Below are 15240 nucleotides of genomic sequence, written 5' to 3'. Positions count from 1 at the left end.
TTTCTTAAAAAATTCAACATAAATTGCAACATCCTATTTCTTTTGTCGTCTTTTAATTGAACAGCAACCAATAAAACCATCAAATTTGTCCGATCTATTACTCATCGAGCAATGCAAACAGAGCAACCGTAAGGCGCAAATGGCGCTCTATGGAAAATATTGTGACGGCATGTTTGTTATTGCACAAAGGTATTTAAAGGACACCGCGGCCGCGGAAGACGCGATGCAGGAAGCTTTTATTAAGGCGTTTCAAAAACTGAGCCAATTTAAAGGAGACGTCACTTTTGGGGCTTGGCTGAAAAGAATTGTTATCAATACCTGCCTCGATACAATTAAAGCGAGAAAGCTAGAAACGGAATCCATAAATGAAGAGGTTTTAACAATTGTTGAAATGGATGATAATTGGTCTATTACTGATGAGACAACGATTTCTGAAGTGTTGACTGCAATTGATGAATTGCCTGAAAATTATAAAATAACGGTTAAGTTATTCTTAATCGAGGGATATGACCATCAAGAAATTTCTGAAATACTGCAGATTTCTGAAAATGCATCCAGAACCTATCTGCACCGAGGAAAAACGAAATTAAAAGAAAAACTAAAACACTTGCGCTATGGCACGGGATATTAAAAAAATGTTTGAGAATTACACCCCAGAAACTTCAGAACTTCCGAAGGGACATGAAGCACGATTTGAGGCGAAATTGAACAAGGCTTTTTCAGAAACCGTTTGTGAGGAAAAGGACACTTCATTTCCTTGGCTGAAAATAGCTGCGGTGGCTATCGTATTTTTAGCTGTTAGCTTTTTTGGATACCAACAATTGTCCAAAAAGGATTTGGAAATTACAGAAAACACTATTAATTCAGTAGTTGAAAACAATCCTGAAAACCTTGAAAAAAACGATGCGCCCAAGCTTACATTGGCCAACCTTTCACCAGACCTTAAGAAAGTGGAGGAATATTATATGACCGGGATTAACCTGCAGTTAGCGTCTTTAAAAATAAATGGTGAAAACAAGGAATTTGTTGAGGGGTATATGCAAAGGCTTTCAGAATTGGACAAGGAATACACTTTACTGAATGCTGAACTGAACCAAGTTGGCCCTTCGGAAGCCACTGTAACTGCACTGATTGATAATTTGAAAATGCGTTTGGATTTGCTGTTCAAACTAAAAAGCAAATTAAAAGAACTTAAAAATCAAAACAATGAAGAATTTAAAGCTATACAAACGTAAAACAGCGGTCTTTTTATTACTGCTGACTGGCGCATTGGCCTATTCACAACAAAAGCAGGTGGAAAGTTTTAATGTGGTTGACGATGTAGAGGTCTCTGTAAATACTTCCTATACAAACATCGTTTTTGAAACTTGGAACAAGAACAAAGTTGAAGTGGAAGCCTATATTGAAGGTGAGAAACTTACTGAAAAGGAGAAACAGAATCTAATGAAAAACTGGGATTTGAACATCACAGGAAACAGTAAAAAGGTTAATATCAGCTCCAATGCCGGAAGTCAAAGTTTTGCTATGGACGATATGCCCGAAATGGATTTTATTGGTCCATTGTTGGAAAACATGATTATGCCCATGATCCAAAACATAAACGTGCCACCTTTACCTGAAGATTTATTGCAGAATATAGGCAATATTCAATTTGATTATGAAGCTTATCAAAAAGATGAAGAAGGGTATATGAAAAAGTTTGAGGCGCAGATGGACAATAAATTCGGGAAGGATTTTCAAAAGAAGATGGAAAAATGGGGCGAGAGCTTTCAAAACTCTTGGGATGATAAAAAAGCGGACAGCATAGGCGAAGCTTATGGAAAGAAAATGGAGGTTTGGGGAGAAAACTACGGAAAGAAGATGGAAGCTTGGGGCGAGGAATACGGTAAAAAAATGGAAGCATGGGCGAGCCAGGTTGAAAAGAAGTATGAAAATGAAGGCAACAATTATACAAAAACAGTAACCAAAAGCCCCAACGGGACCTCTATCATTATTCAAGAAAGCCGAAGCAACAATACAAGTAATGGCAATGCAAAAAAAACCATAATCATCAGGTTACCAAAAAACGCCAAAACTAACGTAAACATACGCCACGGAAATTTAAAAATGGCAGATGCAAACAACTTGAAAGCCAATTTGGATTACACACCTTTTAAAGCAAACAGCATTGATGGGGGACAGACCCTCATCAGTGCTTCATATGCGCCTGTAACTATAAATACTTGGAAACAAGGTGCATTGAATTTGAAGTTCGTTGATAAATGTTCTATAGAAACTGCCCATAATATAAACTTACAGGCCAACTCCAGCGATGTAAGGATTGGAAATATCACGAATCAAGCTTTCCTATCGGGTTCTTTTGGCGATTTGAAAATTGAAAAGGTTTCAGAGAGTTTTGAAACTTTAGATATTCGTTTGGAAAATACCGATGCTAAAGTAAAAGTACCCGTGGGTGCGTTTTCATTTTATTTCAATGGAAAAAAATCTGTATTGAAATATCCCAAAACACTTCAACTGAAAGAATCAAAAAGTGCTGATAGGGTTTTGGTAAAAGGATTTAGCCAAAATAACAGCTCTAATAAAACTATAACTATTAATTCTAATTTCAGTAACGTTTCCATTCAATAATATTTTTGTGTGAATTAAAAAATACTTTCAAATCACTTTACAATACTCCTTCAAAACAAAAACCCCTTTCCAAAAAATGAAAAGGGGCTAGCACATATAGTGCAAATAAACAGGGGAGTCTACAATTTATTTTAAAATGATGCTATGTGTTAATGGGTGAGATTTTTTCTTTAAAACCGCCTCCAATCTCTTTGGAGGCGGCACTTTTTAAATCAAATTAACTATAAAAAAAATTACTATTAACTATTATTTTTTTGCGATTTTGAAAGTTTCTGTTGCATTGTTTGCGGTTACCCTTGCAAAATAAATACCTGTTGAAAGCGCAGTCATATCTATTTCGCCGTTCATACTGTTTAGCTCTTTGCGCAACAATTGCTGTCCGTTGATATTGAAAATAACCACGGAAGTAATTTCAGTTTTTGCAGATATTTGCAACACGTCAGTTACGGGATTTGGGTATAACGCAACATCTTGCAACTGGTTATCTTGAGTACCAAGAATAGTCTCGCAGCTTAGTTCCAATTGGAAGTTACCAGCTTTGGTATCATCATAACCTTCTATCATTATGATATAAGTACTTGTTCCGTCCGATTCAAATGTCAACTCTGGTTGATTAACACAAGAACTATCGTTGAAAGCGATTTGATTGGTTAAGGTGCAATCACTATAAACTCTAACTGTAGTTGGGAAGTTTGTGTCAGGCCCACAAGCATTCAAAGTAATATTTTCTGCGCTACCTGTGCCAGTATATGAATAATAGACATCTGGGGAAGCATTTCCACCTGAATCCGTAGCAAATACAGTTGAGTTGGTAACTAAATCGCCGCAAGCCAATGGAGTTGACTCAACACAGTCGTCATTTGTAGGGACGGTTGGAAGTTTTACGCGATAGGTAAATAGATCTCCCCAAGGGCCAATAGTAGGGTCATACCCCCAACCTGTAATATATTCTCCGTTAGCGGACAATCCATTTGCAGACCATATTGGACCAGCGTCCATTGTATATCCTAATGTATCTGTTACAAAAGAATTAAATTCAACCATACCAGTAGCTTCAGTCCAGATGAAAGGAATATTTGGATCCCAAGGGCCTACGATAAATAATCCAATTATTCTACTTCCGTCAGCACTCATCCCAGTTACAATTCCTGAAGCTCCAGGATATAAAGTACCCAATGATTCATATCCTGTAGCTTCGCTCCATCTCCAAGGCTCATTGTTGTTGGCGAAGTCTCCATTACCAGCTATCCAGTTACCATCAGCAGAAACTGCTTGGCACTCACCCAATTGGTTAAATTCATCATTTGGATCGCCATTAGGATCAATAAGTAGATATTCGTTTGGTAGGTAATCGCCATTTGCGTCTTTTCTCCATACAGCCGATTTCCACGGGCCGTTAAAATCTTGCCACCCTACAATAACACTTCCATCACCGTTAACAGCATTTGCACGTGTGCTTCTGTTAGTGCTTGCGTGAAGGCTTCCTAAATCTATTAAGCCGGTTGCAGCTGTCCAAGCAGTGGCATGAGCAGGAGTTCCAGGTACTCCTGGTACTTTTTCAACATAAGCAAGTCCTACAATGGTAGAGCCATCTCCTGAAATATCATAGCCTGAGCTTCTGCTACTGTCCACATTAATTCCAAAACTTCCCATTGAGGTCCACTCATCATTAGTTACGTTATACATTGATTGTTCTGTATAAGTATTTGTTGCTCTTGCTTTACGGAACATTACCCCATGCGCCCCAACAATATATCCTGTACCGTTTGGTGTATAAACAACGTCGTACAATGCTTCGTTAAAAGTGGTAGTTCCTAGGTTGTTTATTGGCCATGTTGCACCGCCGTCTTGAGATTCAGCGATAATTTCGGGAGTCCCTACAAGAACTACATTATCTGCGTCAGACCAAGCTGCATCGCGCCAGATTACTCCTTCAATAACTTCTTGTCCTGTCCAAGTTACACCACCATCAGTAGTTCTATAAAGATCACTATCTGCTGTAGCTATTCCGTTCATTAAATCGTAGAAAGCTATTCCAACCAATAAATCATTTGCAGGAGTAGTGAATACGGTGGTCCAAGTAGCTCCATTGTCGGTAGATTTCTGAATCTGACCTGCATTAGTAACTAAGAAGTAGGTGTCACCTTCAACATACGTTAATTTATAAGGAATAGCTTCCAGTCCTGAACCTGCTACCCAAGTAGCCCCACCATCATTAGTAGTATAAACTGCCATTCCGGTATCTGTTTGGGCCGTAACAACGCCATTCGATTCATCCTTAAATTCTATACCAGTATAAATATACGCATCAGGAATAGGTGTTTGTGTGGTCCAAGTATTACCACTATCAGTTGTTTTTGCAAAATATTGGTTCCATCCACCAACGTAACCAGTCCATTGTGAAGGAAAGCTCATGGCTTCTATGCCCTGGTCTTCTCCTGTCCAAAGTTCGGTCCAAGAATCGCCACCGTCATCAGTTCTCAATACAATTCCATCGCCATTATAGGTCAATGATTCGCCTGCGGCATAGGCAATAATATCACTACCACCGGGAAATGTAATATCTCTGATGATATAATCGAAACCAACATCCAACTTTTCCCATTCTACAGGAACGGTAGTGGTAACATTATCTGTTCCTGAAAGTAGGTTTCCGTCATCAGAAAATTCTGCTGAGCCACCTCCACCTAAACCAGGTGCGGTACCGCCAATTTCTTCAAAAGTATTGGTCTCTGGAGTCCATAGTGAATATGGTCCGGCTTGAACTTCGTATCCTGAAACGACACCGTCATTTGAAACATCCTGTGTTTCGAAAAATGTGGGTTTAACTACAAATTGGGCAAACATAGTACCTGTGCCAATTACACAAGTGAGTAAAAGAAGTAATAATGTTTTTTTCATTTTAAAAGTTTTTTGAATTAAAGGTATTTATTATAACTGAAGGCTAAAGTAAGTGGGCCTATACTATAATAAAAGGGAATACCTTTTGAATTTCGTGAATTTCGAAAGAACAAATAAAGTGTAAGGTGCTGTAGAATAATTAGTTATGTGGTATTTGTGACTTTTCGTTAAAAAAGGAATACGAAGTTGGAAAAACTAGTTTTTCAGCTTGTTTTCTAGTTTTTTTAAGTTCTTTTCCCAAATTATCACGGCGCGTATGAGAAAAAAAAGCGCGAAGCTTATAATGATAATGAAGATGATTTGAATGGGCTTAAAGGTGCTATCTAGCTTTTCAATTTCCTTCGCTTTGTTTTCTGTTAGATTTATAAGCGATTGGTTTATTGTTTTTCTTTCTGAAATTTTATTTTCTTTTTTTATTGCTAAATATTTGTTTTGATATAGCGTATAATTTTCCCAATCGCCTAAAACAAGATAATTATTGGCAAGACCTTCATAAATACCACGATTTAAGATAATATCGCCCACATCTTTGGATATAGCAAGCGCTTCGTTAAGAAGCGATAAAGCTCCTTGATAGTTTCCTCTTGCAGCTTCAGCCTCTGCAAGTCCTTTTTCTCCAAATGCTATCAAACTTTTTGCATTCAGTATTTTGGCGTGCTCAATTGCTTTTAAAAAGTTTTTTTTTGCTTCTTCAATTTTATTGAGTGATACTAAACAGTTTCCTTTATTATAATAGCAAATACTCAAGTTTGCATTCATAATAGGTTTGTTTAAAATTGTTTTGTCATAAGCCATTATAGCATCGTCAAAATACTTTATGGCAATATCGCAGTTGGTTTGTTCGCGGTAAATAAACCCGCGTAATATTGAATTATACCCCAAGTAGGTTTGTACAGAATCTTGTATTGGATATTTCGCTATTAAAACCAGTGATTCATCAAGATACTCCATGGCTTTATCGTAAATCTGGAGTTCTTGATAGTGAGCGCCAATACGGTTTAAGATGTTCATCTTTTGGATTTCATCATTTATTTTCGGAATAAGCTCATTTATTTGAACTATATATTCCGAAGCCTTTTCATAGTCTCTTTTAGAAGAATATGCCGTGGAAATAGTTAGCAGGGAGTTTATTTTATTTCGAATGGTTATCCTTTGGCTATTCAAAGCTACATTGGCATTAATTATTGCCTCATCCGGATTTTCATAAATCTGTTTATTGGCTATCTTTAAAATACTGTCCACTTCCTTTTGGGAATACCCAATTTGGACTGTGAAAAACAATCCTGCCAAGAACAATTGGATGCTATATCTATTCCACTTCTTCATAGCTTTTTTTAGACGATTTCTTGGCGCTTCTTAATAGATCGATAAACACGGTAGGGGGAATTCCAGTAACAGCTTTAAAAACAGTAGCAAAACTGCTATGGGATGAAAAACCGCTTTCTTCAGCCAAATAACTTATTTTGTATTGCAGGTAGGTCTTGTTGTTTTTGAGTTTGTTAATAATGTAATTAATGCGGAGTTCGTTGATGTAGCTATTGAAATTTTTACCTTTATGGGTATTTATTACCTCTGAAAGATATTTTGTGTTGGTCTCAAAATGTGCAGCTAATAAAGCTAATGACATATCCTGTTTTGTAAACTGTTTTGAATTTTCAAATTGGATCAGTTTATTAACGAGGATATTCTCAGTTTCCTGTGGTATGTTAAGACCTTTTGAAACTTCTTTTATAGGGAGAACTTCTTTTGGTTTTAGACTATTTTCGAAATAGGCAATAAAGCTGTTGTATTGCTTAGTTCTATTTCTGTACCGAAATCGTAAAAGAAACCAGGTTATAATGATAACAGCAAATACCCCCGACAGCAACAGCAAATTTCGCACATACATTTTTTTCAAAGAGTCTCTTTTTGTCGTGTGGTTGTTGTTTACATAATTGTAAATGGAGTTTATAGCTTGATCTTCCTCTGTTTCTATTTCCCTGTCTAGTTGTTGTGCCGCTTTTTTGTACGAATAGAATTTTGCGGTATTCTTTAATGCTAAATAAACAGCCGAAAGGTTGTCTGAAATTTGTGATTGATAGCTTTTGTTTTCGAGCTTTTTTGAAATTTCCAAAGCAGTCTGGTAATCTTCGATTGATTTGTTGTAGTCCTGTTTTTGAAAAAATAATTTCCCCAATTGATCGTGCGCCACCATTTTTAGAAAATTATTGGGATGATCGCCAACTGTATTTTCTAGAAGACTTAGAAGGTATTCTTGTGCCTTATCTGCATCATAAACCTTAGCGTAAATGGCAGCCATTGTTGCAGTAGTTTCATTTATCAAGGTTTTATCGGGAATTTGTTCAAAAAATGAATTTGCTTGAGTGAAATACTCCAAAGCTTTCTGCACGTTATCTTGTGACCTTGCCTTGTAAGCATTTTGTAAGGCTTTTCCGCCTTTAAGAAAAAGATCGGCTTCCCTGGTATTTAGAGATTCAGCAAGTGCACTTGTGTTTGTATAATATTGTTCCGCTACTGCGTCCAATCCTAAATCGTTCAATAAAGGGATGGATGTTATTGTTGCCTTTAGTTGAAGGGGTATGTTTTCAGTTGATTCGGCACGTATTTTTGCTTCAATAACTGCTTTTACAGCATTTTCAAATTCTCCTCTTATATAATAAGCAACAGTGTTGAGGAGATTTGCTTGTATAAGTTGATTTGTATTGTTTGAATTTTTAAGAATGTGATCTGCTATTTTAATGGATTCCTCAGGCTGGGTATATAAAATAGTTTCGGCATTCTCTAACATTTTATTATAGCCATCATAATCCTGAGCAGAAGCAAATGCGCTACCTATAATTATTAAAAATATACAAAATATGGAGCGCATGTTTTAATAATGTGTCGATGACACAAGATACATAAAGTTAAATTTTTAATAGAATTTATAAGTCTATTTTTTCCGTACAAAAATTGCAACAACCGCTGCTATAACAATTCCTAGACCTAAGGCGCCAAATGCAGATTGCCACATATAACTGTTTATATTAAAATAATCATTGGCTTTAGTGCGTGACATTAAATCGTTTGTTACGGAATATTCTATCACGTTGTTGAAATATTGTGGAGTTATGAAATTATGTGTAATATATTGCGCCAATGGCGAAAGCAAAGCTATAAAAACACTCAAGATTATTCCAGAAATGAACCCTTGCATCCAAGTCATTTTTCCCCCGTAAACCCTTCTTCTTTTTTCGCGCATTTCCAACAAGTACATCAAAATAGCAAAAGGGGCGAACAGTAATGTAAGCCATTGGTGATTTGCTATTTGCTCCTCGTGCCATCCTAAAGTTTTCTCCAATAACATCCACGAAAGTATTGTAATGCTAAAGATTATGGCCCATTTAAATTCTATGTATATTTTTTTCATTGTAGTGTAATAATAGGGAGATTACTTATTCCAAATTCAAATAAAGATAACTTTTTTTCATAAAAAAAATCCCGAAGAAATACTTCGGGATTCTTACTTTAAGTTTTGAAATTTTATTCGTCAACCAAAACCCAATCACCTTTGTCAAGCATCGGGATAGCTTGTTTAAATTTCATCGTTTTGTTCTCACCGCTCATTACGTGCTTAATGGTCACTTTATCGTTACGGTTAATTTTTGGGCGTTCACGTGTAATGGTTTCGGTTCTTTGTTGATGTTGGGGTTGCGTGTTGCCTGCAGCGCGAGACTGTGCTGCACGTTCGTCCATATTTGGAATCTCGTCTTTTTGCTCGCTCAACTTTTCTTTTTGTTTTACTTCGCGAGCTTCTTGTATTTGTTGTTGATTTTCCTGCGGCAATTCACCTTTGAAAAGGAATGAGATAACATCTTTATTCACTTTCTCAATCATTGCTTTGAAAAGTTCAAATGCTTCAAACTTATAAATAAGCAACGGGTCTTTCTGTTCGTGCACTGCAAGTTGAACAGATTGTTTCAATTCGTCCATTTTGCGAAGATGCGTTTTCCAAGCGTCGTCAATAATGGCAAGGGTAATGTTTTTCTCAAAATCGTTTACCAATTGCTTTCCTTCACTTTCGTAAGCTTTTTCAAGATCGGTGGCCACGTTTAAGGTTTTTACACCATCGGTAAATGGAACCAAAATTCGTTTGTATTTGTCCTTTTGCGTTTCGTAAACGTTTTTAATTACAGGATAAGCCATTTCGGCATTGCGTATCATTTTATCTTGATAGTGAAGATAAGCGGCTTTATAAACTTTCCCAGCAATTTCCTTACTGTCCATTTTCTCAAATTCCTTTTCAGAAATAGGGGAGCTCATGGAGAAGAAACGGATCAATTCAAACTCAAAGTTCTTATAATCCTGGGCCATTTTGTTGCTCTCGGCAATTACTTCGGCGGTGTCAAAAATCATATTCGCAATATCCACACGAAGACGGTCTCCAAATAGCGCATGATATCTACGTTTGTAAACAACCTCACGTTGGGCGTTCATTACATCATCATATTCAAGCAATCTTTTACGGATTCCGAAGTTGTTCTCTTCTACTTTTTTCTGCGCACGCTCAATGGATTTTGAAATCATGCTGTGTTGAATCACTTCGCCTTCCTTCAAGCCCATACGGTCCATCATCTTTGCAATTCGCTCACTTCCGAAAAGACGCATCAAGTTATCTTCTAAAGAAACGTAAAACTGTGAGCTTCCCGGATCTCCTTGACGCCCACTACGCCCACGCAACTGTCTGTCCACTCGTCTTGAATCGTGACGCTCCGTACCTACAATAGCAAGACCACCGGCTTTTTTCACTTCGTCACTCAATTTAATATCAGTACCACGACCAGCCATGTTGGTAGCTATGGTTACAATACCGCTTTTTCCAGCTTCAGCAACAATATCTGCCTCGCGTTTGTGAAGTTTTGCGTTCAAAACGTTATGCGGAATGTTACGGATGCTCAACATTCGGCTAAGCAATTCTGAAATTTCCACGGAAGTAGTACCAATCAAAACAGGTCTTCCTGCTTTTGAAAGGGCTGTAACCTCTTCTGCAACGGCGTTGTATTTTTCTCTTTTTGTCTTGTAAATTTTGTCCTCGCGATCAAAACGTGCAATGGGGCGGTTTGTTGGAATCTCAACCACATCCAGCTTGTAGATTTCCCAAAGTTCGCCAGCCTCTGTAACTGCTGTACCCGTCATCCCCGAAAGTTTGCGGTACATTCTGAAATAATTTTGAAGTGTTACGGTTGCAAAGGTCTGTGTTGCAGCTTCAATTTTTACGTTTTCCTTGGCCTCAATTGCTTGGTGAAGTCCATCGCTGTAACGGCGTCCATCCATAATACGGCCAGTTTGCTCATCAACAATCATCACCTTGTTTTCCATCACCACATATTGGTCATCTTTTTCAAACAGAGTGTAGGCTTTCAAAAGCTGATTCATTGTATGTATGCGCTCGCTTTTTACAGAGAATTCACGGAAAAGCTCGTCTTTCTGAGCAATTTCTTCTTCTTTTTCAAGACCTTTTCTTTCAATTTCCGCTATTTCGGTACCAATTTCTGGCATTACGAAGAAATCTGGATCACCTTCGCCAGATAGATAGTCCACACCTTTGTCTGAAAGCTCTATCTGATTGTTTTTTTCATCTATTACAAAATAAAGTTCGGCATCAACCTTTGGCATTTCACGGTTGTTGTCGCTCATATAATGGTTTTCCGTTTTCTGAAGAATTTGTTTCACTCCTTCTTCGGAAAGATATTTAATAAGTGCTTTGTTTTTTGGCAACCCACGGTATACACGTAACAATTGGAAACCACCTTCTTTAACATCGCCTTCTTTAATCAGTTTTTTTGCTTCAGCTAAAACTCCGGTCAGATATTTTTTCTGAACCTCAACGATATCGTTAATTTTAGGTTTAAGTTCGTTGAATTCGTGGCGGTCTCCTTCAGGTACGGGCCCGGAAATGATAAGTGGGGTACGTGCATCATCAATCAAAACGGAATCTACCTCATCCACAATTGCATAGTGCTGCGGACGCTGCACAAGATCATCGGGTGCGTGGGCCATATTGTCACGCAGATAATCAAAGCCAAATTCGTTATTGGTTCCGTAAGTAATATCAGACATATAAGCCTTTCTTCGCTCTGCTGAATTGGGACGGTGATTGTCTATACAATCAACAGTCATTCCGTGGAATTCAAATAATGGCGCCATCCAAGCGCTATCACGTTTTGCAAGGTAGTCGTTCACGGTTACAAGGTGAACTCCATTTCCTGCAAGAGCATTTAGGTACATTGGAAGTGTTGCAACTAAAGTTTTTCCTTCCCCTGTATGCATTTCAGCTACTTTACCTTCGTGAAGGGCAACCCCTCCTATAAGTTGAACATCGTAGTGAACCATATCCCAAGTAATGGGTTTTCCAGCGGCATCCCAAGAATTTTTCCAAATGGCTTTATCTTCATCAAGAGTAACGTAATCTTTGTTTGCAGAAATTTCGCGATCAAATGGGCTCGCGGTAACAGTAATGGTTTCGTTATTTTTAAAGCGTTTTGCGGTTTCTTTCATCACAGCAAAGGCTTCGGGAAGTATTTTGTTAAGGGTCACTTTTTCAATTTCGTAGCGCTCATCCTTCAGTTTGTCAATCTGGTTGTAATGATCTTCTTTTTTATTGATATCCTGCTCTTCCTCAGATTGTTTTTCAAGAGAATCAATTTGGTCCTGCACATCTTTTTGGGCATCCTTTATTTCTTTTCTAAAGAAATCTGACTTCGCTCGAAGTTCATCGTTTGATAGTTTTTCAATTACTGCCTCGTGCTTTTTTACTTCGTTTACCAGCGGCTGTATTTCGCCAATATCTTTTTTTGATTTATCGCCTACAAAAACTTTTAATACATTATCTAATAATCCCATGATGTTAATTTATTTTGAAGTGTTGCCCGGCAGCACTGTTTTGTCATTTTTAATTTAGTTTCCAATCGTCAATTAAGTCTCTATTTAGTTATTCAAAGCGAAGCTTAAGAAAGCGACCAGACCTCGTGACGACATTTAATTTTCAATACTTTTTAAATAAAAAAAAGCCTCGTAAAAGAGACTTTTTATATTATTTTTAAATGTTTCCCAAAATATTGGGATTAATATTCATCCTCATTCCAGAGATAATCGTCGTCTGTAGGGTAGTCTGCCCATATCTCTTCAATAGAGTCATAGGAGTCGCCCTCGTCTTCAATTGCCTGAAGGTTTTCCACTACTTCTAGCGGAGCACCAGTCCTGATCGCGTAATCAATCAATTCGTCTTTCGTTGCGGGCCAGGGTGCATCGCTTAAATAGGATGCTAATTCTAATGTCCAGTACATAGCACTTTAGGTTTAATTTTCTGCAAAAGTAATTTTTTAGATCAAAAAGTCAAGAAAAATCTCAATTATTTCTGCTATATTTTAAAGAACTTATGTAAACAACTGAAAATCAGGTGTTCTAAAATTTTAATTTAGAAAAAAATTATAGCTTCTTTGGAATCCATTGTGTTTCTTCCGCATTAAGGTCTTTGGACAACTTCCGTGCCAGCACAAATAGGTAGTCAGATAGTCGGTTTAAATACATGAGCACTTGTTCATTAATAGGCTCATTTTCATTTAAAAGCGTTGTTCTTCGTTCTGCGCGACGACAAACTGTTCGGGCAATGTGACAATATGACACGGTAGAATTTCCACCAGGCAAAATAAAATGTGTCATGGGTGGCAGGGAATCATTCATCAGATCCATCTCCTTTTCCAAGAGTTCGATATCTTCTTTCTCAATTCTTGGAATGTTTAAGCGTTCCTTTCCGCTTTTTAATTTTGCCTTTGCTGGATCGGTTGCTAAAATGGCACCAAGGGTGAATAACCTATCTTGAATATGAATTAATATTTCTTTGCTGTGTTGATCAATTTCTTGGGTGCGTATCAATCCGAGATATGAATTAAGTTCGTCAACCGTACCATAACTTTCAATACGCATATTGTGTTTGGGAACCCTGGTGCCGCCGAAAAGGGCAGTAGTGCCTGCATCGCCGGTTTTGGTATAAATTTTCATTGTTGATTCTGGTTTATGGGTTTCAAATTTACGAATAACCCTAATAATATTGCGTTGTAATCGCTGTCAACTTTCTTTCTCCCGTTCCTTTTTCCTTTCGTAATAACTGCTTCGAAAACTTTTTTGTTTTCGCTCTCGCTGCTTGGTTGTGTTTCGTTTATTCCAAAAATACAGAAAGGCTAAAAAAAGTACTCCGCCAATAATTAAAACAATAGGGTTTGAAAGGTCAAAATTCATTTTCCAAAGATAAAATACGAAACGTGAAATACGAAATGGGAGATAATATTTTTATTCACTACTCACTACTCACTACTCACTACTCACTACTCACTACTCACTACTCACTACTCACTACTCACTACTCACTGCTCACTAAAGATCGTACTGTTTTATCTTTCTGTAAAGCGTTCTTTCAGAAATGCCCAGCTCATCGGCGGCATCTTTTCTTTTTCCGTTGTATTTTTCTAAGGATTTTTTAATGAGCTCTAATTCTTTTTGTTGAAGGGAAAGATTTTCTTCTTCTTCAATGTCTTCAGCATATTCATATTTATCTTTTCGTGAATCTGAAGCATTTTCTGGAATACTGAAAACTTCCACATCTGCATCGTCGTCATTGTTTTCTTCTTCAATTATGGAGGCTAATTCTTCTTCTGCATCACTTTCTTCTGAATAAATTTTATTGATAAGCGAAGATTGTTCTTCTTTTACTTTAGCAGCGTTGCCGGTTTTCATCAATTCCAAAGTAAGTTTTTTTAGATCGTTAACATCGCGTTTCATATCAAAAAGAACTTTGTAAAGAATCTCGCGTTCACTGCTGAAATCGCTTTCGGCCTTTTTAGAATTTACTACTGCGGGAAGATTGCTGCCCATATCTGGCAGATAGTGTTTTAAAGTGTCATAAGAAATTTCGCGATTCTGCTCCAAAACCGAAATCTGCTCTGCAACGTTGCGCAACTGACGAATATTTCCACTCCAGCGATATTTTAATAATAAATCTGTTGCTTGATCTGTTAGCCTAATTGTTGGCATTTTGTATTTCTGTGCAAAATCTGCCGCAAATTTTCTGAATAGCAAGTGAATATCGTCTCTTCTTTCACGAAGCGGTGGTAAATTAATTTCCACGGTACTTAATCTGTAATAAAGATCTTCACGGAATTTTCCTTTTTGGATAGCATCGGCCATTTTCACGTTGGTTGCAGCCACAATGCGGACATCAGTTTTTTGGGCTGCGGAAGAACCAACTTTTAAGAATTCGCCATTTTCCAAAACTCTCAAAAGCCTAACTTGTGTAGGCAATGGCAACTCGCCAACTTCATCAAGAAAAATTGTCCCACCGTCGGCAACTTCAAAATAACCACTTCGTGCTGCCGTGGCTCCCGTAAACGATCCTTTTTCGTGGCCGAAAAGTTCGCTGTCTATCGTGCCTTCAGGAATGGCACCACAGTTTACGGCTATGTATTTCCCGTGCTTTCTGTGTGAAAGCGAATGAATTATTTTCGGAATACTTTCTTTCCCCACGCCGCTTTCGCCCGTAACCAATACAGAAATATCAGTTGGCGCAACCTGAATTGCTTTTTCCACGGCACGGTTTAGTTTTGGATCGTTGCCTATTATTCCGAAACGTTGTTTTGTTGCTTGTATGCTTTCCATAAATTACCCCTGCAAAGGCAG

11 protein-coding genes are annotated in these 15240 nt (G+C 37.6%); 3 read left to right on the top strand and 8 right to left on the bottom strand.

The window, feature by feature from the left end; genetic code table 11:
* Window positions 1-85 precede the first annotated feature (85 nt).
* Genes AEQU1_RS04965 through AEQU1_RS04955 form a run of 3 tightly spaced genes read left to right on the top strand, consistent with a single transcriptional unit; the run spans window position 86 to window position 2628 of the window.
* Window positions 86-631 carry an RNA polymerase sigma factor gene (locus AEQU1_RS04965; protein WP_111879277.1) on the top strand — a complete coding sequence of 182 codons (546 nt, stop codon included), beginning with the start codon at window positions 86-88 and terminating at the stop codon, window positions 629-631.
* Window positions 615-1235 carry a hypothetical protein gene (locus AEQU1_RS04960; RefSeq protein ID WP_111879275.1) on the top strand — a complete coding sequence of 207 codons (621 nt, stop codon included), beginning with the start codon at window positions 615-617 and terminating at the stop codon, window positions 1233-1235. The genes AEQU1_RS04965 and AEQU1_RS04960 overlap by 17 nt, the downstream gene beginning before the upstream one ends.
* Window positions 1207-2628, top strand: a complete 1422-nt coding sequence (locus AEQU1_RS04955; RefSeq protein ID WP_111879274.1) for a hypothetical protein — start codon at window positions 1207-1209, stop codon at window positions 2626-2628. The genes AEQU1_RS04960 and AEQU1_RS04955 overlap by 29 nt, the downstream gene beginning before the upstream one ends.
* A gap of 246 nt (window positions 2629-2874) precedes the next feature.
* Here the strand turns inward: AEQU1_RS04955 and AEQU1_RS04950 are convergent, their stop codons facing one another.
* From AEQU1_RS04950 to AEQU1_RS04915, 8 genes are all read right to left on the bottom strand, one after another.
* On the bottom strand, window positions 2875-5529 hold the full coding sequence (locus AEQU1_RS04950) for a YCF48-related protein (protein ID WP_111879272.1): 2655 nt from the start codon (window positions 5527-5529) through the stop codon (window positions 2875-2877).
* A gap of 195 nt (window positions 5530-5724) precedes the next feature.
* Complete coding sequence (locus AEQU1_RS04945) at window positions 5725-6855, bottom strand: tetratricopeptide repeat protein (RefSeq protein ID WP_111879271.1); 1131 nt, start codon at window positions 6853-6855, stop codon at window positions 5725-5727.
* Complete coding sequence (locus tag AEQU1_RS04940; RefSeq protein WP_111879269.1) at window positions 6839-8398, bottom strand: helix-turn-helix domain-containing protein; 1560 nt, start codon at window positions 8396-8398, stop codon at window positions 6839-6841. Before AEQU1_RS04940 ends, AEQU1_RS04945 begins: the two co-directional genes overlap by 17 nt.
* A gap of 63 nt (window positions 8399-8461) precedes the next feature.
* Window positions 8462-8938, bottom strand: a complete 477-nt coding sequence (locus tag AEQU1_RS04935; RefSeq protein WP_111879268.1) for a DUF4199 domain-containing protein — start codon at window positions 8936-8938, stop codon at window positions 8462-8464.
* Window positions 8939-9051: 113 nt separating this feature from the next.
* Entirely contained in the window at window positions 9052-12411 is a 3360-nt protein-coding gene (gene secA / locus AEQU1_RS04930; RefSeq protein ID WP_111879266.1) for a preprotein translocase subunit SecA, read from the bottom strand.
* A gap of 221 nt (window positions 12412-12632) precedes the next feature.
* The gene (locus AEQU1_RS04925) at window positions 12633-12854 is read right to left on the bottom strand and encodes a DUF2795 domain-containing protein (protein WP_014782927.1); all 222 of its coding nucleotides are present in this window, start codon (window positions 12852-12854) and stop codon (window positions 12633-12635) included.
* A 142-nt stretch (window positions 12855-12996) separates the two neighbouring features.
* A complete protein-coding gene (locus AEQU1_RS04920) occupies window positions 12997-13569 on the bottom strand; it encodes a cob(I)yrinic acid a,c-diamide adenosyltransferase (RefSeq protein WP_111879264.1) in 573 nt (190 codons plus the stop codon).
* 372 nt (window positions 13570-13941) lie between these two features.
* Complete coding sequence (locus AEQU1_RS04915) at window positions 13942-15219, bottom strand: sigma-54-dependent Fis family transcriptional regulator (protein ID WP_111879263.1); 1278 nt, start codon at window positions 15217-15219, stop codon at window positions 13942-13944.
* Window positions 15220-15240 lie beyond the last annotated feature (21 nt).

It is taken from the genome of Aequorivita sp. CIP111184 (assembly GCF_900489465.1).
In the GTDB taxonomy this organism is placed as follows: Bacteria; Bacteroidota; Bacteroidia; order Flavobacteriales; family Flavobacteriaceae; genus Aequorivita.
This window is presented reverse-complemented; position numbering and strand designations above follow the sequence as displayed.